Here is an 18,014-nt window from a genome sequence, read left to right as displayed (position 1 = left end):
CGTCAGACCCACTTCGCCTGGAGGAAGTTGACGCCCGGGTAGGGCTGCGGCTTTATGCCGGTCAGCTCGTGCGGGTCCCAGGCGGTCATCAACTGGTTGTGGACGACCGGGTAGAGCACGGCCTGTTCGGCGACGACGTCGACGTAGTCCTGGATCATCGTCTTCTTCCGCGCCGGGTCGGACTCCCGGGTGGCCAGGTCCATGTCCCTGAACAGCCGCTTGGCGACCGGGTGTTCGGCCCAGCGGGCGTAGCCCATCCACAGGTTCTGGGGGCCGTAGTTGTAGTGCATGATCAGGTCGGCGTCGAGGCCGAACTGGTTGGGGTTCGAGGCGGCGGCCACGACCTGGTAGTCCTGCTTCTGGTCCAGCTTGGTGAAGACGGCGGTGGTCTCCTGCGGGGACAGGGTCGTCCGCACCCCGATCGCGTCCCAGGACGCCTTGATGGTCGGCAGGCAGTCGACGATCCAACTCAGGTTCACCGCGAGGATGTCGACCGTCAGCCCGCTGACCCCGGCGGCCTTCAGCAGCGCCTTCGCCTTCGCGGGATCGTGGCCGTAGACCGTCTTCGCGGGCCGGTAGGCGGGGTTGCCCTCGTTCAGGAACGACGAGGACGGCTTCCCGTGCCCCTTCAGCGCGACTTGGACGATCGTGTCGGTGTCGATCGCGTAGTGCAGCGCCTGTCGCACCCGCACGTCGTCGAAGGGTTTGCGCCGCGTGTTGAACAGCAGGAACAGGTTGTTCATCCCCGCCGCGCCCGCGACCGTCATCCCGCCCTCACGCAGCCGGGCGATGTTGGCGTACGGGATGTTGTCGGAGATCTGCGCACCCGCGCTCGCACCCGAGACCCGGGCCACCCGGGAGGCCGCGTCGACGATCGTCAGCCAGTTCATCTTGTGGAAGGCCGGCCGGCGCGGGCCGTTGTAGGCCTCGAAGGCGGCGAAGGTGGTGTTGGCCTTCGGGTGGTGCGCGGTCTGCCGGTACGGTCCCGAACCGACCGCCAGTCCCCGGATCGCGTCGTCCCAGCCGCCGGGCCGTGAGAACACGTGCTTGGGCATGACCTTGGCCAGCGTGAGCCGCGAAAGCCCGTCCGGGAAAGGGAACTTGAGCACCAGCTCGACCGTGCGCGCGTCGACCTTGCGGACCTCCTTCAGCCAGCTCGCGAAGAAGCCCTTGGCCAACGTCTGCGTCGTGGGGTCGAGGATCCGGTCGAACACGAACACCACGTCGTCGGCGGTGACCGGCTCGCCGTCGTGGAACGTGGCGCCCTCGCGCAGGGCGAACCGCCAGGTGGTGGCGTCCGGGTCGCCCGGCACCTCGGTGCCGAGCGCCGGATAGGGCGCCCGGGTGATCGGGTCGGTGTCGAGGAGCCCTTCGTAGATGTGGTTGTTGGCGGCCATGGAGAATGCCGACGCCGTCTGCGTGGGATCCCAGCTGCCGTCGTTCCCGTACCCGATCACCGCGGTCAGTGCCCGGTCCTTGCCGCCGCCCCCGGTGTCGTTGGTCGACTCCGGCCCGCAGGCCGCCAGGGACGACGACAGGGCAGTGGCCGCGCCCACCGCGCCGGTGTGCTTCAGGAAGGTCCGGCGGTGCACGGTTCCTCCAGCCGAGGATGAGGAGATACGACGTCCTATGTCCTGACGTCAGCGCGACCATAGGTGGGGTCCTGTGGACGGTCAAGACATCGCACACTAATGGGCGTATCCGTCACAGGTCGGACCAATGGCGCTTGGAAATGGCTGGAGTTGATGACCGGTCAGGTCGGGCGGATGCCTACCGGGGTGCCTGCTCGGACACCTGCTCGGGTGCGGTGAGCTGGGCGGCGATCGCCGCCCCGTCCAGCCACACGTTCTCGCGGGCGATCTTTCCGTCCTTGAACTCGAAGACGTGCAGCATCCGGAAGGTGACGCGCCGGTTGTTGCCGGGGATTCCCAGCAGGGAGCCGGGGACCACGCCGGTGATCAGGTCCTCGACGGTCGCGCCGTTCTCCGAGTAGTACGTGTGGGTGCGCTCGTCCTTCTCGGAGCGGAAGTCCTTCAGCAGCTGCAGATAGCGCTCCCGGGCCGCCGGGATGCCGTAGGCCGGACCGCCCGGCCAGCCGACCGCGTCGTGCTCGATGTCGTCGGTGTACATGGAGACCGCGAGTTCCGCGTCCCCGATCCGCTCCGCCTCCATGTGGGTCTCGATCAGCGCTTCCATTTCGGCGGGTGTCATGGCGCCCATGGGGCACTCCCTCTCGCTCGTGCCGCGCACTCTGGGGTGCGCGGCCCCCGTTGGTGAGACACTGCTACCATAATGAGAAAACATTCTCATGACAAGAGGGACATCTCATGACCGATGAGGGCGCGGAGGTGCGCGGGACCGACGGGCGCCGCAACCAGAAGCTGCGCACCCGGCGCGCGCTGGTCGACGCCGCGGTCGAGCTGGTGCGCGAGGGCAGACCGGTCACGGTCGCCGACGCCGCGCACAAGGCCCAGGTCTCGGTGGCCACGGCCTACCGCTACTTCTCCAACCCGCAGGACCTGCTGCGCGAGACACAGACGGTCGCCCGCGGCTTCGAGACCCTCGCCGACCTGCCGGACGACCCGGCCGAGCGCCTCGACCTGGTCGTCTCCCGCACGGCCGACCTGCAACTCGGCGACGAGGCGGTGTGGCGCGCGGTGCTGCGGGCGGCCCTGGAGCGCTGGACGGACCCCGCCGCCGACACGGGCACAGGCGCCGGCGCCGGTACCGAGGCGGTCCCCACGCGCAACCGCCTCCGCTTCGACCTCACCCGCGCCGCCCTCGAACCCCTCGCCGACACCCTCCCGCCCGACCTCCACCGCCGTCTGACCATGGCCGCCACGATGGTCTACGGCGTCGAGGCCCTCGTCTCCACCCGCGATGTCTGCGGACTGGACCCCGAGGAGTCCAAGGACGTGATGCGATGGGCCGCCCGGGCCCTGCTGGAGGCGGTCCAGCGGGAGGCCGCGGAGAGGTGAGGCGGCTCGCGGGGGCGAGCGGCGGGACGAGGACCGAGGGGGCGCCGGCATGGGTGGACTGTGGGACGAGAGCGACGCCGGGGTGCTCCGGCTGCCGTCGGGGCGGTTGATCCGGGGGCGTGGACTGCGGCACCCGCTGGATCCGGCGGCGCCGACACCCTCGTACGCCCTCTATCTCCTCGGCCGGCAGCCGGCGCCCGTGGCCTGGGAGTCACGGTGGCTGCGCTGGCCCGACTTTCGGCTTCCCGCGGACCGGATGGACGCCCGCGCGGCGCTGGTCGAGGTCTGGGAGCGGGCGGTGGGGGAGCGGGTCGAGGTCGCCTGCGGTGGCGGGCGGGGACGGACCGGGACGGCGCTGGCCTGTCTCGCGGTGCTGGACGGCGTACCGGCCGGGGAAGCGGTCGCGTACGTGCGGGCGCACTACGACCGGCAGGCGGTGGAGACGCCCTGGCAGAAGCGGTACGTACGAGGGTTCGCGGGGCCGGTCACAGGGGCGGGCACCTGATCACGCGACCGGCACCCGGCCGAAACGGTCGACGCGGACGTCCTGTTCGGCGGTGAAGCCCGGGGACGCAGAGGCCGATCGCGGCGATGTTCTCAGGGGCCAGGGTGAGGCGCACCTCGCGCACGCGGTCGGCCCCCCATGGGAGCTGACGAGCCGGGTCGCTACGCGCTTTCGACCAGTACGTCGGCCACCAGCGCCGCCGCCTCGGCGATCAGGGCGTCGTCCCACGGCCGGTCCTGGTCGGGGGTGGTGGACAGGATCGCCAGCACGACCGGGGCGCCCTCGGGCGTCCAGGCGATGCCGACGTCGTTGGTGGTGCCGTAGGAGCCGGAGGCCGTCTTGTCGCCGACCGTCCAGGTGTCGGGGAGGCCGCGGCGGATGCGGTTGGCGCCCGTCGTGTTGTTCAGGAGCCAGTGGGTGAGCAGGTCGCGGTCCCGGCGGTTCAGGGCCTCGCCGAGGACCAGCCGGCCGTAGTCGCCGCCGATCGCGCGCGGGCTCGTGGTGTCCGTGATCCGCCCCGGCTCGGCGGAGTTCAGCTCCGGCTCCCAGCGGTCCAGGCGGGTGACGCGGTCGCCCAGCGAGCGGGCGAAGCGGGTGATCGCGGTGGGGCCGCCGAGCAGGCGCAGCAGGAAGTTGGCCGCGGAGTTGTCGCTGTAGCGGACGGCCGCGTCGCAGAGTTCCCCGACCGTCATCCCGTTGGCCAGGTGTTCGTCCGTGCCGGTGATCGGGGCGCCGTCCACCAGGTCGGCGCGCGTGTAGTGGATCCGGCGGGCGAGGACCTCGCCGTCGTGGTCCAGGTCGCGCAGGACGGCCCCGGCGGTGAGGGTCTTGAAGACCGAGCAGATCGGGAAGCGCTCGTCGGCGCGGTGGGTGAGGGTCCTGCGCGTACGGACGTTGTGCGCGAACACGCCCAGGCGGGCGCCGTGTCGGCGCTCCAGCCGGCGCAGGCGGTGCAGCCGGTCGTCCGTGGCCGCCTGTGCCGGAGCACCGGCGAGGAGGACGGCGGAGGCTGCGGTGCCCGCGGCGAGCAGCGTGCGTCGGGTCATCGGCGACTTCGGCGACTTCGGGGACTTCGGGGACTGGTACGAGCCTTGGATCGTGCTCTCCTTCGGTCGATGGTTGTCGACGATCTCTCCCTTGTGCGACGCCGTGAGTCATTCCTTGGTTGCCCGGCCGTAGACCATCGGCGGACGGCGGGGCGGGCGCGTGGGCGCCACAGTGAGGGGCATGGAGAAGACGAAGGGGATCAGTCGGGGACGGTTTCTGGCGGGGGCGGCGGCCCTCGGGGCGACGGCGGCGGTGCTGCCGTCGGGGGTGGCCGAGGCCGCCGTCGGCGGGGCTTCTGCGGCAGGGGGCGCCGGATGGCGTGGACTTCGGCACCGCGGTGTCGTCTACACCGTCGGCGCGGGCGAGACACCCGGGACCGCGTGGAGCGCGGCCCGGATGCGCCGGGACCTCCGCGTCATCCGTGACGAGCTGCACGCCGACACGGTCGACGTCACCGGGGACGGCGTCGAGCGGCTCACCAAAACCGCGGCGGAGGCCGCCGAGCGCGGGCTGCACGTCTGGCTGCAGCCGACCCTCGGGGACGTCCCGGAGCGGGACATCCTGGAGCACCTGGCCGAGTGCGGCCGGTTCGCGGAGCGGCTGCGCAAGCAGGGCGCGAGCGTGGACCTCAGCGTGGGCTGCGAGTTCTGGCTGTTCGTGCCCGGGATCGTGCCGGGGGCCACGGTCATGGACCGCGTCGAGAACATGCTCAACGGCACCTTCGACCCGATGAGGATGCAGCGCGGGCTCGACCGCTTCACCGCCAAGGCGGCGACCGTGGGCCGGTCCGTCTTCCACGGCCGGCTCAGCTACGCCGCCGCCCAGGACGACCAGGTCGACTGGCGCCTCTTCGACGTCGTCGGCATCGACTACTACTCGTACTTCCGCCGACCGGCCGACTACGTACGGGAGTTGCGGAAGTACCGGCGCTGGGGCAAGCCCGTCGCCATCACCGAGTTCGGCACCTGCGCCTACGTCGGCGCCCCCGAGACGGCCGGCATGGGCTGGAACGTCGTGGACTACGAGAAGGGGCAGATCAAGGGCCACCTCGTCCGCAGCGAACACACCCAGGCCGACTATCTCGTCGACCTCGTCCGGGTCTTCGAGTCGATGGGCCTGTACGCGGCGATGGCGTTCGAGTTCGTCACCCCGGACGCCCCGCACCGCGCCGACGACCCGCTCCACGACCTCGACCTGGCGAGCTACAGCATCACCAAGGCCATCAAGGACCGCCCGGACGACCCGCGTTCGGGCTGGCACTGGGAGCCGAAGGAGGCCTTCCACGCACTGGCGCGGCAGTACGGGAAGGCCTGTGCGGGCGTTCAGTCGCAGTAGGTGTCCCGCTTCGGTCGCTCTCCCGTCGCCAGGAAGCGGGAGACCGTCCGGTCGCCGCACGCGTTGCCGTTGTCCAGATAGGCGTCGTGGCCGGTGGAGTTCACGGTGACCATGACGGCCCGCCTGCCGAGGGCCGAGCGCAGCTTGAGCGCGCCGCTGAGCGGGGTCGCCACGTCGTGCTCGTTCTGCACGAGCAGGACGTTCGACGGCCCCCGGTCGGTGATCCGCACCGGCGGCTGCGTGGGAGGGAAGGGCCAGGCGGCGCACAGCATCGCGTTGGCGGGCATCCCGGCGGTCAGCGGGTACTTGGCCCGGCTCTCCGCAACGCCCTTCTCGTACACGGCCGTTGACGTCGGCCACGCGCTGTCGTTGCAGAGGGTGGCGGCGCCGACCGCGGCCACGTTCTGCAGCACCGCCTCCGGGGGCGCCTCGGGCGCGGGCGGTACGGTGCCCTGCCGGGCGGCGAGGATCAGTTCGGCCAGGGCGGGGAAGTCGTCCGGGTCGTAGAAGTCGTTCAGCATGGCCTGGCGCAGCGCGTTGCCGTCCAGGACCTCGGGGTTGGCGCCGGGCCAGGGCAGCGGATCGCGGTCGAGGCGGTCGGCGAGGCGCAGGAAGTCCGACCGCACCGCCGCGGGCGTCTGCGCCAGCCGGTGCGGGTTGTCCGGCGCGGCGGCCCACCGCGCGAACTGGGTGAACAGGTCCTCCACGCCCGGCGCGAACCCGGCGAGCCAGGCGCGGGAGAGGCCGGTGCGGCTAGCGGCAGCCCCTAGGTCGCCGGTCGGGTCGAGGTTGGAGTCCAGCACGATCCGGTCGGTGCGCTGCGGGAACAACTGGGCGTAGACCGCGCCGATGTACGTGCCGTACGAGACGCCCCACGCGGAGATCCGTTGTTCGCCGAGCGCGGCACGGATGCGGTCGATGTCACGGGCGTTGTCCGCCGTGCTGATGTGGCGGATCAACTCCCCGCCGTTGCGCGCGCAGGCCTGTGACATGCGCCGCGCGGCGGCCATGTTCTCGGCGACGGATCCGTCGGCGGCGGGCCAGGGGCGCAGCTTCGTCAGGGCGAGGTCGCCGTGTTCGAGGCCGCAGTCGGCGGCGGTGGACGGCGCGTTCCCGCGCGGGGCGAAGCCGATCAGGTCGTAGGTGTCGCGCACTTTCTGGGGCATCTTCCGCCCCTTCTCGGACGGGTCGTCGAGGCTGCTGCCGCCCGGGCCGCCGGGGATCATCAGCAGGGCGCCCCGGCGGGTGGACGGTTTCTCGGCGGCGATCCGGGAGACGGCGATGTCGATCCGCCGGCCGTCGGGATCGGCGTAGTCCAGGGGGACTTGGAGGGTCGCGCACTCCTGGCGGGGGTCGGCGCCGGAGCCGCACGCCGACCAGTCCAGCGCGTCGGCCTGCGGCGAGGTCGAGGCGTGGGCCGCGAGGGGTGCGGTGAGGCCGAGGAGCAGGCTGGAGACGGCGATCAGGGAACCGTTGCGGATGGTCTGCTTCATGCGGACGAGCCTCGCGGATCTTGACGGGCCCTCACATCCGGGCAACTGCCCTCTCTCCACGGGGGGTTACCCCAGCCTCCGCCTCGGGCCCACCCCCGAACCTGCGAACCCCCGCGAACCTGCCGAGCCCTGCGGGCCCTGCCCCCCACCCGGATCTCCCCTCCCCCCCGGCCCTCACACATCCCGTCGGTCCACCGCCACCAGCGTCACGACGGCGCCGACCACCGCCCACACCGTGAACACGGCCCATCCGCCCGCGACCGACGTCGGATAGCGCGTGGCCAGTGTGTACGGCTCGCGTCCGTAGCCGATGTCGGCGAGCCGGACCCACGCGTTGTACGGCAGGGCGTTCCGCACGCACGCCGTCCAGTGGTAGCGCTCGGTCACGAAGGTCGGCGCGAGCAGCAGGACGCCGGTCGTCAGGACCATGGTCGTCGCGCCGTGCCGGATCAGCGCGCCCAGCCCCATGCCGACCAGCGCGCACACCGGGGCGAGCAGTGCCGAGGCCGCGATCACCCGCACCGCGCCGGGCTCGCCGATCGACACCCCCGCGTCCCGGCCGGCCAGGATCGCCTGCGTCACGGCGAAGGAGGCGCCCGCGACGACCGCGCCGAACATCGTCATCACCGTCGTCACCACGGCGACCTTCGCCGCCATCAGCGCCCGCCGGTCGGGGACGGCCGTGAACGTCGTACGGATCAGGCCCGTCGCGTACTCGCCGACCACCGTGATCGCGCCGATGCTCGCGCACGCCAGGATCATGATCATGGCCGCGCCCTGGGTGAAGGCGTCCCGCAGTGCCCAGAAGACGAAGTCGTCGTGGATCGGCTTGCCGTAGTGCGGGTAGTTGACGAAGTCGGCGCGGGCCGCGTTCGCGTTGAAGGCGATCACGGCCAGGGCGCCGGCGCCGAGCGCCCAGTAAGTGGAGCGCAGGGAACGGAGTTTGAGCCACTCGGAGGCGAAGAGGTCGAGGAAGGAGGACGGGGGGCTGGACACGGTTCGCGTGGTCGCCGATGTCGTCATCGTCGGGCCTCTCCCCTGTCCGCGCCCGCTTCTCGGGTCTTCCTCAAGTCCACGCCCGCGTCCGCCCCGGCCAGGTACTCCACACTGTCCGCCGTCAGTTCCATGAACGCCCGCTCCAGTGAAGCCGCCTGGGTCGTCAACTCCAGCAGCAGAAAACGATGTTCGAAGGCAAGCTCGCCCACCCGGCCCGCGCTCACCCCGGCGACGCGAAGAGTTTCCTCGTCATACGGCGTCACCTCGGCCCCCTCGGCCGCCAGCACCATGGCCAGCGGCCCCGCGTCCGGCGTCCGCACGGTCACCGTCGGTGCGGTGCCGCGGGCGGCGAACTCGGTCAGGCTCTCGGCGGCGATCAGCTCACCGCGTCCGATGACGACCAACTGGTCGGCGGTGTGCTCCATCTCGGACATCAGGTGGCTGGAGACGAAGACCGTCCGCCCTTCCCGGGCCAGTCGCCGAAACAGCTCCCGCACCCACAACACCCCTTCCGGATCGAGCCCGTTGAGCGGCTCGTCGAAGAGCAGCACCGGCGGCTCACCGAGCAACGCGCCCGCGATGCCGAGCCGTTGCCGCATCCCCAGCGAGTACGTGCCGATCCGGCGCCGGGCCGCCGCGCCGCTGAGCCCCACCTCGGCGAGCACCTCGTCCACCCGGCCGGCCGGGATGCGGTTGGATCGGGCCAGCGCCCGCAGATGCGCCCGCGCGCTGCGCCCGCCGTGCACGTCGTGCGCGTCGAGCAGCGCACCGACGTGGCGCAGGCCGCGCGGGTGCCGGCGGAAGGCGTGGCCGTCGACCGTGGCGGTGCCGCCGCTCGGCTCGACGAGCCCCAGCACCATCCGCAGGGTCGTGGTCTTGCCGGCGCCGTTCGGGCCGAGGAAGCCGGTGACATGGCCGGGCCGGACGGTGAAGGAGAGGTCGCGTACGGCGGTGGTGGGGCCGTACCGCTTGGTGAGGTGCTCGACTTCGATCATGCCGACCACGGTCCCGTGGCGGGCGGGTGCCGGTCATCGGCCGGCGGCTGACAGTCGTACGCCCCTGCTGTCGACCAGGGTCGTACGTCCCCGGGCCGATGACCGCACCGGTGGCGCGTGTCTACGATCGCCGCATGTCCGCCGCCGAAGCGTCGCCGCCCCTGCACAAGCGCGTACCGCCGGGCGCCTGGACGGCGCTCGCGTGGTGCGCGGGGGAGCTGTTCACCCTCCTCGCCCGCGTCCAGTTGCCCGGCGAGGCCGAGCCCGACGAGTGGGCGGCGGTCCAGCTCTACCGCTGGGACGGCCTGACCACCCTCGCCCTGGCCACCGCCCTTGCCCTGTACGGCGGTTGGCTGCTCGCCCGCAGGCCGCTGCGCGCCCTCGCGGCCCTGCTGCTCGCGTCCGTCCTCGCGACGACCCCGCTGGGCGTGGGTGCGATACCGATGGCGCTGTTCGTCGGCCCCATGGTCGCCCTGTACTTCATCGCGGCGGCCCGCCCGCGCCGGACCGCGACCGCCGCACTCGCCCTGGCCCTCGGGACCCTCGCCGCCTATCTCGCCGTCCGCCTGTTCAACGGCTGGACCGTCGGCACCTCGGCGGAGCTCGCCGTGACCCTCGTCGCCGTCATCGCCTGGCTGCTCGGCACCTCCGCCCACCAGGCCCGCGTCCACGCCGAACGGCTGAGCGCCGAGCACGCGGACCGGGCCGTCACCGCCGAACGGCTGCGGATCGCACGGGAGATGCACGACACCGTCGCCCACAGCATCGGCATCATCGCCCTCCAGGCCGGCGCCGCCGCCCGTGTGGCGACCACCCGCCCGGAGGCGGCCCTGACCGCGATGCGGGCGGTGGAGAACGAGGGGCGCGAGACGTTGGCCGGGCTGCGCCGGATGCTGGTGGCGCTGCGGGCGGCGGACCAGGACGCCGACGGTTCGGCACGCGCCGTCGTCCCCGCCGGCCTCTCGGACGTGGACCGGCTGGCGCTCACGACGACCGCCGCGGGCGTGCGCGTCGAGGTGACCCGGCTCGGCGAGGCACGCCAACTCCCGCCGGACATCGACCTGTCGGCGTTCCGGATCGTCCAGGAGTCCGTCACCAACGTCGTACGGCACGCGGGCACGCACGCGTGCCGGGTCACCCTCGACTACCGCGACGACGAACTCGCCCTGGAGATCACGGACGAGGGGCGGGGCCGGGGGAGCGCGACCGACACCGGCTTCGGACTGGCCGGCATGCGCGAGCGAGTCGCCCTGCTGCACGGCGAGTTCACCGCCGCGCCGCGTCCCGGGGGCGGTTTCCGGGTCGCCGCCCGGCTGCCCGTACCGGCGGCCGTGCGATGACGGACCGTGCCGTGCGGGTGCTGCTCGCCGACGACCAGGAACTCATCCGTACCGCGCTGAGCATGGTGATGGCCGACCTCGACGACGTGGAGGTGGTCGGCGAGGCCGCCACCGGCGGGGAGGCGGTGCGGCTGACCGCCCAACTCGCCCCGGACGTCGTGGTGATGGACATCCGGATGCCGGAGATGGACGGCATCGAGGCGACCCGCAGGATCGCCGCTGCGGGCTCGGCGGCGCGGGTCGTCGTGCTGACCACCTTCGACGACGACGAGTACGTCCACGGGGCGCTGCGGGCCGGCGCGTCCGGCTTCCTGGTCAAGGACATGGCCCTCGACGACATCATCGGCGCCGTGCGGATCGTGGCCGCCGGGGACGCGCTCATCGCGCCCGCCGTCACCCGCCGCCTGATCCAGGACTTCGCGAACCGGCCCGAACCCGCGCGCCCGCGCCGCGAGTTGAAGGGCATCACCGACCGCGAACGCGAGGTCCTGACCCTGGTCGGCGGCGGCCTGTCCAACACGGAGATCGCCGCGGAACTGTGCATCACCGTGGCCACCGCGAAGACGTACCTGACCCGCCTGTTCACCAAGCTCGACGCCAGGGACCGCGTCCACCTGGTGATCATCGCCTACGAGACGGGACTGGTGTCCGTCGGGTAGTGGACAGACTCCTGCCGAGTGTAGGTGCGTGACGTCACCGCGGGGACACGAAGCGTGAAATCCGGGCGGGCGGGGGAGCACGGTGGAGGCACACCCATCGGAGTGCGGAGCCATCGGTGAAGGAAGTGCGCAGATGAAGCCCCCCGTCGGCAGCCACGTCATGGACACCCGCACCGGAAGGATCGGCATCGTCATGGGACACGAAGGGCCGTACGTGCAGCTCAGGCCGTACGGTGGCGGTCGCGAGTGGGACGCCGAACCGGACGCCGTACGCGGTGCCACCGCCGCCGAGCGGCGCGGCGCGGCGGCCGAGTCCGCCGACGCGCGCAGCCGAGGTGAGGTCCCTTGAAGGGGAGGGCCCGTGGCACGGCCGCCGTAGGCGAGAATGGACCCCATGAGCCTGTTCCGCGACGACGGCATCGTGCTGCGCACCCAGAAGCTGGGTGAGGCGGACCGGATCATCACCCTGCTCACCCGTGGACACGGCCGCGTGCGGGCCGTGGCGCGCGGAGTGCGGCGCACCAAGTCGAAGTTCGGGGCCCGGCTGGAGCCGTTCTCCCACGTCGACGTGCAGTTCTTCGCGCGCGGCAGCGAGCTGGTGGGGCGCGGGCTGCCGCTGTGCACCCAGAGCGAGACCATCGCTCCCTACGGCGGCGGGATTGTGACCGACTACGCCCGCTACACCGCCGGGACGGTCATGCTGGAGACCGCCGAGCGGTTCACCGACCACGAGGGCGAGCCGGCGGTGCAGCAGTACCTGCTGCTCGTCGGGGCCCTGCGCACGCTGGCCAACGGCGAGCACGCGCCGCACCTCGTGCTCGACGCCTTCCTGCTGCGCTCCCTCGCCGTGAACGGCTACGCCCCCAGCTTCGGCGACTGCGCGAAGTGCGGAATGCCGGGTCCCAACCGGTTCTTCTCGGTCGCCTCCGGGGGATCGGTCTGCGTCGACTGCCGGGTGGCCGGCAGCGTCGTACCCTCGCCGCAGACCCTGGAACTGCTGGGCGCGCTGCTCACGGGAGACTGGGAGACCGCGGACGCGTGCGAGCCACGGCACGTCCGGGAGGGGAGCGGGCTGGTGTCGGCCTACCTCCACTGGCATCTGGAACGCGGGCTGCGCTCGCTGCGTTACGTAGAGAAGTAAGCCGCAAGAGGAGACGAGAAGGTCATGGTCGTACGCGGGATCCTGGGGCGTCAGCGCCGTGAGTACAGGGCGCCGGAGCCGCACCCGTCGGGCGCCCGGGCGCCGAAGCTGCCCGGTGAGCTGGTGCCCAAGCACGTGGCGATCGTCATGGACGGCAACGGGCGGTGGGCCAAGGAGCGCGGGCTGCCGCGCACCGAGGGGCACAAGGTCGGCGCGGAGCGGGTGCTGGACGTGCTGCAGGGCGGGATCGAGGCGGGCGTCGGCGCGATCTCCCTCTACGCGTTCTCGACGGAGAACTGGAAGCGGTCGCCGGACGAGGTGCGCTTCCTGATGAACTTCAACCGCGACTTCATCCGCAAGACCCGTGACACGCTGGACGAGTTGGGGATCCGGGTGCGCTGGGTGGGCCGGATGCCGAAGCTGTGGAAGTCGGTGGCCAAGGAGCTGCTGGTCGCGCAGGAGCAGACCAAGGACAACGACAGGCTGACCTTGTACTTCTGCATGAACTACGGCGGCCAGGCCGAGATCGGCGACGCCGCGAAGGCCCTGGCAGAGGACGTGAAGGCCGGCCGCCTGGACCCGTCCAAGGTGAACGAGAAGACCCTGGCGAAGTACCTGTACTACCCGGACATGCCGGACGTGGACCTGTTCCTGCGACCCAGCGGCGAGCAGCGGACCTCCAACTTCCTTCTGTGGCAGAGCGCGTACGCCGAGCTGGTCTTCCAGGACGTGCTGTGGCCGGATTTCGATCGCCGTGATCTGTGGCGGGCCTGCGTCGAGTTCGCCTCCCGTGACCGGCGGTTCGGCGGCGCGGTGCCGAACGAGGACCTGCTGGCCATGGAGCGGGACATCGCGGGGAATCCGGCCATCTCGTAGCCACCGGGGATTCATGGGGATCGTCGACGATCCGGCCATGAAACGCGTCATCCCCGCCCTCGCCCTGTGCGGCCTGCTGGCCGCGGCCGTGCCCTCCCAGGCCGCGGACCAGCCCGCACACCGCGACAGCTACGGCACGAAGGCCGTCTACGCCCCCGAGCAGAGTGCCCGCGGCTACGAGCGCGTGCCCGCCGGCTTCACCCCCGTCTTCACGGAGAACGTCTCCCGCCACGGCTCCCGCTCCGCCACCGACAGCGAGGACGGCGACCTGATCCTCGCCCTGTGGGACAAGGCGCACACCGCCGGTCAACTCACCGGCAGGGGCGCGGAGTTCGGCCCGAGGGTCGAGGCGCTGCTGGCCGAGATGGCGAAGATCGGGTACGGCGACCTGAGCGCCCGCGGCAAGCGGGAGATCCAGGACACGGCCGTCCGCATGGCCGACCGGCTGCCCTCCCTCTTCACGTCGATCGCCGCCAAGGGCGAGAGGATCGACGTGGTCAGCTCCGGACAGGGCCGCGCGGTCGACAGCGGCAACCTGTTCGCCGCGGCCCTCGGTGACACCGACCCGGACCTCAAGCCGCTGATCGGCGTGACCCGCACCGACAAGGACCTGCTCTACTTCCACAAGGCGGACGGCGGCGCGGCCTACCGCGACTACATAGCGAATGACCAGCGCCTCGCGGCCACTTTGAAGTCGATCACCGACCAGCCCAAGACGCACAGGGCCGCCCGCAGCGTCCTGCTCCGCCTCTTCAGGCCGGCCTTCGTGAACGGCCTCAGCGGCGCCGACCAGGTCGCCGCCGCGCAGGCCGTCTACAACCTGTACGCCATCGCCCCCGCGATGAGCGAGGAGAGCCCCGGCGGCAAGGGCTGGGGGATGCGGCGGTACATCTCCACGTCCGACGCGGCCTGGTTCGGCTACCTCTCCGACGCCGAGGACTTCTACGAGAAGGGTCCCGGCTTCTCGGACAGCGACATCACGTACAAGATGGCGGGCGTCCTGCTCGACGACTTCTTCACGCGGATCGAGGCGGAGAAGGCCGGCACCAGCACCCTCGGCGCCGAACTCCGCTTCACCCACGCCGAGGAGATCATCCCGCTGGCCGCCCTGATGGGCCTGCCGGGCAGCACGAAGCCAGCGAAGCCGGGCCGGCCGTACACCTACGCCGACAACCCCTGGCGGGGGGCCTCCGTGGCTCCCCTCGGCTCCAACATCCAGTGGGACGTCTTCAAGAAGGGCGGCCAGTACGTGGTCCGCATGCTCTACAACGAGAAGGAGACATCCTTCAAGGCGAGCTGCCACCCGATCAGAAAGGGCAGCACGTTCTACGACTTCACGGAACTGGAACGCTGCTTCGGACGCGGTTGATCTTCACGGGCAAGGGCGCTGCAGTTCCCCAGGTGCGCGGGGAACTGCGCGACCAGCCACCGTGGACCGGCAGTCGACGACCGGGCCGCGTCTCCACGGCGCCTAGTCGCTCACGCGGCCGCGCAGTCGGCACACGTGCCGAAGATCTCCACCGTGTGCGCCACGTTGACGTACCCGTGTTCCGCCGCGATCGCCTCCGCCCACTTCTCCACCGCAGGGCCCTCGACCTCCACGGCCTTGCCGCAGACGCGGCAGACCAGGTGGTGGTGGTGATCGCCGGTGGAGCAGCGGCGGTACACGGACTCGCCGTCGGACGTGCGCAGGACGTCGACCTCGCCGGCGTCCGCGAGGTTCTGGAGGGTGCGGTAGACCGTGGTCAGACCGACCGAGTCGCCCTTGTGCTTGAGCATGTCGTGCAGTTCTTGCGCGCTGCGGAACTCGTCCACCTCGTTGAGCGCCGCCGACACGGCGGCACGTTGCCGGGTGGAGCGGCCCTTCACGGGCGGTCCTACGGTGGTCACCGGTTGCCTCCTCCACGTCTGAGCGCCTGTCGGGCCATTGTGCCAGCCCGCGCTGTGCCCGGTCAGACGCCGACCCCGTCCCCGGCCCCCCGGGTGGCCGGAATCGCGCACTCCGCCGGATCCTCGGCGGGCCGCGCGGCCGCCGCCGCCCGGGCCCGTCGCCGGGCCACCGGGGCGGCCACCGCGGTCAGCACCAGGAACGCGCCGATGGTCAGCAGCACGATCGTCGCGCCGGGCGGGACGTCCTGGTAGTACGAGGTGACGGTGCCGCCGATGGTCGTGGCGACGCCCAGCGCCACCGCGATCGCGAACGTCGCCGTGAAGCTCCGGGTCAGCTGCTGGGCGGCGGCCACCGGCACCACCATCAGCGCCGATACCAGGATCAGCCCGACCACGCGCATGGCCACGGTCACCGTGACCGCCGCGGTGATCGCGGTGAGCAGGTTGAGCGCCCGGACCGGCAGGCCGGTGACCCGCGCGAACTCCTCGTCCTGGCTCACCGCGAACAGCTGCCGACGCAGGCCGAGGGTGACCACGATCACGAATGCGGCCAGGATCGAGATCGCGGTCACGTCCGAGGGGGACACCGTCGACAGCGAGCCGAACAGATATGAGCTCAGGTTGGCGTTGGAGCCTCCCGGAGCGAGGTTCACGAACATCACACCGCCCGCCATCCCGCCGTAGAAGAGCATGGCGAGGGCGATGTCGCCGCGGGTCCTGCCGTACCAGCGGATCAGTTCCATGAGGACGGAGCCGAGCGCGGAGACCGCGGTCGCCATCCACACCGGCGACGCGTTCAGCAGGAAGCCGAGGCCGACGCCGGTCATCGCCACATGCCCGATGCCGTCGCCCATCAGGGGCTGGCGGCGCTGGACCAGGTAGATGCCGATCGCGGGGGCGGTGATGCCGACCAGGACGGCCGCGATGAGCGCCCGCTGCATGAAGGCGTAGTCGAGGAGTTCCATCAGCTCAGCAGTCCTGTGTGAACCGACTCGTGCGGGTGCACGTGGTCGTGGCCGGGAAGGGCGTGCTGGCCCACCGCCCGTGGGGGCGGGCCGTCGTGCAGGACGCAGCCGTCGCGGAGGACGACCGCGCGGTCGATCAGCGGCTCCAGCGGGCCCAGTTCGTGCAGGACCAGGAGGACGGTGGTGCCCGCCGCGACCTGTTCGCGCAGGGTCGTGGCCAGTACCTCCTGGCTCACCAGGTCGACGCCCGCCATCGGTTCGTCCATGATCAGCAGTTCGGGCTCGGCCACCAGCGCACGGGCGATCAGCACCCGCTGCTGCTGGCCCCCGGAGAGCGCCTCGACGCTGTCCCTGGCCCGGTCCGCCATGCCGACCAGGTCGAGGGCGTGCCGTACGGCCGCGTGATCGGCCTTGCGGAAGAGGCCGAAGCGGGTGCGGGAGAGCCGGCCCGAGGAGACGATCTCCGTCACGGTCGCCGGGACACCGCCGCCGGCGGAAGCGCGCTGCGGGACGTACCCGATCCGTCGCCAGTCCCGGAACGCCTTGCGGGGCGTGCCGAACAGCTCGATCTCCCCGGCGCTGACCGGCACTTGGCCGATCACCGTGCGGATCGCGGTCGACTTGCCGGAGCCGTTCGCGCCGAGCAGCGCGACGACCTCACCGCGGTGCACGGTGAGGTCGATGCCGCGCAGGACGGGGCGCGAACCCAGTTCGGCGCGGACACCGCGCAGCGATATGACGGGCTCGGCCATGTCGTCCTCCGTGCTGATCATGGGGCTGATCATTTACTTCCCAGGGCCGTCTGCAGCGCCTTGAGGTTGGCTTCCTGGACCGAGAAGTAGTCCTTGCCGCGGGACTTGGAGGTGATGCCCTCGATCGGGTCGAGGACGTCGGTCTTCAGGTTCGCGTCGGCGGCGATGGTCTTCGCGGTCTTGTCGCTGACGAGCGTCTCGTAGAACACGGTGGTGACGCCGTCGGCCTTCGCCATCTTCTCAAGGTCCTTCACGCGGGCCGCGCTCGGCTCCGACTCGGGGTCGAGGCCGTTGATGGCCTCCTCGGTCAGGCCGTAGCGCTCGGCGAGGTAGCCGAAGGCGGCGTGGGTGGTGATGAAGACCTTGGTCCTGGTGTTCGCGAGCCCCTCCTTGAACCGGGTGTTCAGCGCGTCCAGTTTCTTCACCAGGGCCGCGGTGTTGGCCTTGTAGTCGGCCGCGTGGTCCGGGTCGGCCTTCTCGAAGGCCTTGCCGACGCCCTCGGCGATCTGGGCGTAGCGCACCGGGTCGAGCCAGATGTGCGGGTCGAGGCCCGCCAGTTCGTCGTTCTCGGAGCTGTCGTGCTCGGCCGCGTGGCCGCCGACCTCGTTGCCGTGCTTCTCCAGCGTGGTCAGGGAGGCGGCGTCGATCTTGGTCCTGACCTCGGACTGGGACACCGCGTCGTCGACGGAGGGCTGGAGGTTCTTGAGGTAGAGCACCGCGTCGGACTCCTGGAGCCGGGCGGTCTGCCGGGCGCTGATCTCCAGGTCGTGCGGCTCCTGGCCGGGCTGGGTCAGGCTGGAGACGTTCACGTGGTCCCCGCCTATGCGCTCGGCGAGGTAGGCCATCGGGTAGAACGACGCGACGACGTCGAACTTGTCCGTGTTGGCGGCGGCCGCGCTCTCGCCGGAGCAGGCGGAGAGGGTGCCGAGTCCGAGTGCCGTGACGGCGGCGACCGCGATCCCGGATATGTGGTGTCGTCGTACGTTCATGACAGTCATTTTCAACAAATATGGAAACCGTTGTCAACAAGCCGTGGTGAGAG

General features: G+C 71.3%; 19 protein-coding genes. 9 read left to right on the top strand and 10 right to left on the bottom strand.

Annotation, left to right across the window (positions count from 1 at the left end):
• Positions 1-2: 2 nt before the first annotated feature.
• Positions 3-1,592 (bottom strand): ABC transporter substrate-binding protein, encoded by a 1,590-nt coding sequence (locus ACIQI8_RS14080; protein WP_402348884.1) that lies wholly within the window; start codon positions 1,590-1,592, stop codon positions 3-5.
• 178 nt (positions 1,593-1,770) lie between these two features.
• Positions 1,771-2,220 carry a nuclear transport factor 2 family protein gene (locus ACIQI8_RS14075; protein ID WP_402348881.1) on the bottom strand — a complete coding sequence of 150 codons (450 nt, stop codon included), beginning with the start codon at positions 2,218-2,220 and terminating at the stop codon, positions 1,771-1,773.
• A 107-nt stretch (positions 2,221-2,327) separates the two neighbouring features.
• Here ACIQI8_RS14075 and ACIQI8_RS14070 point away from each other — a divergent pair, with 107 nt between their 5' ends.
• The gene (locus ACIQI8_RS14070) at positions 2,328-2,978 is read left to right on the top strand and encodes a TetR/AcrR family transcriptional regulator (protein ID WP_402348879.1); all 651 of its coding nucleotides are present in this window, start codon (positions 2,328-2,330) and stop codon (positions 2,976-2,978) included.
• Between the two features lie 49 nt (positions 2,979-3,027).
• Positions 3,028-3,483 (top strand): protein phosphatase, encoded by a 456-nt coding sequence (locus ACIQI8_RS14065; RefSeq protein WP_402348876.1) that lies wholly within the window; start codon positions 3,028-3,030, stop codon positions 3,481-3,483.
• Positions 3,484-3,644: 161 nt separating this feature from the next.
• Here ACIQI8_RS14065 and bla read toward each other — a convergent pair whose 3' ends face one another.
• Complete coding sequence (gene bla / locus ACIQI8_RS14060) at positions 3,645-4,529, bottom strand: class A beta-lactamase (protein WP_402348874.1); 885 nt, start codon at positions 4,527-4,529, stop codon at positions 3,645-3,647.
• Positions 4,530-4,710: 181 nt separating this feature from the next.
• On the opposite strand from bla, the gene ACIQI8_RS14055 reads away from it, so the two are divergent.
• Positions 4,711-5,865: an abortive phage infection protein gene (locus ACIQI8_RS14055; protein ID WP_402348872.1), complete on the top strand. Its 1,155-nt coding sequence runs from the start codon at positions 4,711-4,713 to the stop codon at positions 5,863-5,865.
• Here ACIQI8_RS14055 and ACIQI8_RS14050 read toward each other — a convergent pair.
• The 3 genes from ACIQI8_RS14050 to ACIQI8_RS14040 all read right to left on the bottom strand — a co-directional run bounded on the left by ACIQI8_RS14050 (position 5,853) and on the right by ACIQI8_RS14040 (position 9,349).
• Positions 5,853-7,358 (bottom strand): alpha/beta hydrolase, encoded by a 1,506-nt coding sequence (locus tag ACIQI8_RS14050; protein WP_402348870.1) that lies wholly within the window; start codon positions 7,356-7,358, stop codon positions 5,853-5,855. The genes ACIQI8_RS14055 and ACIQI8_RS14050 overlap by 13 nt on opposite strands.
• A 174-nt stretch (positions 7,359-7,532) precedes the next feature.
• Entirely contained in the window at positions 7,533-8,354 is an 822-nt protein-coding gene (locus ACIQI8_RS14045) for an ABC transporter permease (protein WP_402348867.1), read from the bottom strand.
• Between the two features lie 23 nt (positions 8,355-8,377).
• Positions 8,378-9,349 (bottom strand): ABC transporter ATP-binding protein, encoded by a 972-nt coding sequence (locus ACIQI8_RS14040; protein ID WP_402348864.1) that lies wholly within the window; start codon positions 9,347-9,349, stop codon positions 8,378-8,380.
• 134 nt (positions 9,350-9,483) lie between these two features.
• Between ACIQI8_RS14040 and ACIQI8_RS14035 the strand changes: the two genes are divergently transcribed.
• The 6 genes from ACIQI8_RS14035 (at position 9,484) to ACIQI8_RS14010 (ending at position 14,734) form a co-directional block, all read left to right on the top strand.
• Positions 9,484-10,689 (top strand): sensor histidine kinase, encoded by a 1,206-nt coding sequence (locus ACIQI8_RS14035; protein WP_402348861.1) that lies wholly within the window; start codon positions 9,484-9,486, stop codon positions 10,687-10,689.
• Positions 10,686-11,348: a response regulator gene (locus ACIQI8_RS14030; protein ID WP_402348858.1), complete on the top strand. Its 663-nt coding sequence runs from the start codon at positions 10,686-10,688 to the stop codon at positions 11,346-11,348. Before ACIQI8_RS14035 ends, ACIQI8_RS14030 begins: the two co-directional genes overlap by 4 nt.
• A gap of 133 nt (positions 11,349-11,481) precedes the next feature.
• The gene (locus ACIQI8_RS14025) at positions 11,482-11,697 is read left to right on the top strand and encodes a hypothetical protein (RefSeq protein ID WP_402348855.1); all 216 of its coding nucleotides are present in this window, start codon (positions 11,482-11,484) and stop codon (positions 11,695-11,697) included.
• A 45-nt stretch (positions 11,698-11,742) separates the two neighbouring features.
• Entirely contained in the window at positions 11,743-12,489 is a 747-nt protein-coding gene (recO, locus tag ACIQI8_RS14020; protein ID WP_402348852.1) for a DNA repair protein RecO, read from the top strand.
• 24 nt (positions 12,490-12,513) lie between these two features.
• The gene (locus tag ACIQI8_RS14015; protein ID WP_402348849.1) at positions 12,514-13,365 is read left to right on the top strand and encodes an isoprenyl transferase; all 852 of its coding nucleotides are present in this window, start codon (positions 12,514-12,516) and stop codon (positions 13,363-13,365) included.
• Between the two features lie 37 nt (positions 13,366-13,402).
• Positions 13,403-14,734, top strand: a complete 1,332-nt coding sequence (locus ACIQI8_RS14010; RefSeq protein WP_402348846.1) for a histidine-type phosphatase — start codon at positions 13,403-13,405, stop codon at positions 14,732-14,734.
• A gap of 110 nt (positions 14,735-14,844) precedes the next feature.
• On the opposite strand, the gene ACIQI8_RS14005 is transcribed toward ACIQI8_RS14010, so the two are convergent.
• From ACIQI8_RS14005 to ACIQI8_RS13990, 4 genes are all read right to left on the bottom strand, one after another.
• Positions 14,845-15,255, bottom strand: coding sequence for a Fur family transcriptional regulator (locus ACIQI8_RS14005; protein WP_402348843.1), 411 nt, complete (start codon positions 15,253-15,255; stop codon positions 14,845-14,847).
• A 62-nt stretch (positions 15,256-15,317) separates the two neighbouring features.
• Positions 15,318-16,220 (bottom strand): metal ABC transporter permease, encoded by a 903-nt coding sequence (locus ACIQI8_RS14000; RefSeq protein WP_402348840.1) that lies wholly within the window; start codon positions 16,218-16,220, stop codon positions 15,318-15,320.
• The gene (locus tag ACIQI8_RS13995; RefSeq protein ID WP_402348838.1) at positions 16,220-16,993 is read right to left on the bottom strand and encodes a metal ABC transporter ATP-binding protein; all 774 of its coding nucleotides are present in this window, start codon (positions 16,991-16,993) and stop codon (positions 16,220-16,222) included. The genes ACIQI8_RS14000 and ACIQI8_RS13995 overlap by 1 nt, the downstream gene beginning before the upstream one ends.
• A gap of 8 nt (positions 16,994-17,001) precedes the next feature.
• Positions 17,002-17,961 (bottom strand): metal ABC transporter substrate-binding protein, encoded by a 960-nt coding sequence (locus ACIQI8_RS13990; RefSeq protein WP_402348835.1) that lies wholly within the window; start codon positions 17,959-17,961, stop codon positions 17,002-17,004.
• Positions 17,962-18,014 lie beyond the last annotated feature (53 nt).

Source organism: Streptomyces sp. NPDC092369, assembly GCF_044755245.1.
Classification (GTDB): Bacteria; Actinomycetota; Actinomycetes; order Streptomycetales; family Streptomycetaceae; genus Streptomyces.
The sequence above is the reverse complement of the archived record's forward strand: the minus strand, read 5'-3'. Positions and strand labels throughout refer to the sequence as shown.

Excerpts from the sequence above, each read along its gene's own strand:
- ACIQI8_RS14075 (WP_402348881.1), bottom strand. The coding sequence starts at position 2,220 with ATGGGCGCCATGACACCCGCCGAAATGGAAGCGCTGATCGAGACCCAC.
- ACIQI8_RS14070 (WP_402348879.1), top strand. The coding sequence starts at position 2,328 with ATGACCGATGAGGGCGCGGAGGTGCGCGGGACCGACGGGCGCCGCAAC.
- ACIQI8_RS14065 (WP_402348876.1), top strand. The coding sequence starts at position 3,028 with ATGGGTGGACTGTGGGACGAGAGCGACGCCGGGGTGCTCCGGCTGCCG.
- bla (WP_402348874.1), bottom strand. The coding sequence starts at position 4,529 with ATGACCCGACGCACGCTGCTCGCCGCGGGCACCGCAGCCTCCGCCGTC.
- ACIQI8_RS14055 (WP_402348872.1), top strand. The coding sequence starts at position 4,711 with ATGGAGAAGACGAAGGGGATCAGTCGGGGACGGTTTCTGGCGGGGGCG.
- ACIQI8_RS14050 (WP_402348870.1), bottom strand. The coding sequence starts at position 7,358 with ATGAAGCAGACCATCCGCAACGGTTCCCTGATCGCCGTCTCCAGCCTG.
- ACIQI8_RS14040 (WP_402348864.1), bottom strand. The coding sequence starts at position 9,349 with ATGATCGAAGTCGAGCACCTCACCAAGCGGTACGGCCCCACCACCGCC.
- ACIQI8_RS14035 (WP_402348861.1), top strand. The coding sequence starts at position 9,484 with ATGTCCGCCGCCGAAGCGTCGCCGCCCCTGCACAAGCGCGTACCGCCG.
- ACIQI8_RS14030 (WP_402348858.1), top strand. The coding sequence starts at position 10,686 with ATGACGGACCGTGCCGTGCGGGTGCTGCTCGCCGACGACCAGGAACTC.
- ACIQI8_RS14025 (WP_402348855.1), top strand. The coding sequence starts at position 11,482 with ATGAAGCCCCCCGTCGGCAGCCACGTCATGGACACCCGCACCGGAAGG.
- recO (WP_402348852.1), top strand. The coding sequence starts at position 11,743 with ATGAGCCTGTTCCGCGACGACGGCATCGTGCTGCGCACCCAGAAGCTG.
- ACIQI8_RS14015 (WP_402348849.1), top strand. The coding sequence starts at position 12,514 with ATGGTCGTACGCGGGATCCTGGGGCGTCAGCGCCGTGAGTACAGGGCG.
- ACIQI8_RS14010 (WP_402348846.1), top strand. The coding sequence starts at position 13,403 with ATGAAACGCGTCATCCCCGCCCTCGCCCTGTGCGGCCTGCTGGCCGCG.
- ACIQI8_RS14000 (WP_402348840.1), bottom strand. The coding sequence starts at position 16,220 with ATGGAACTCCTCGACTACGCCTTCATGCAGCGGGCGCTCATCGCGGCC.
- ACIQI8_RS13995 (WP_402348838.1), bottom strand. The coding sequence starts at position 16,993 with ATGATCAGCACGGAGGACGACATGGCCGAGCCCGTCATATCGCTGCGC.
- ACIQI8_RS13990 (WP_402348835.1), bottom strand. The coding sequence starts at position 17,961 with ATGAACGTACGACGACACCACATATCCGGGATCGCGGTCGCCGCCGTC.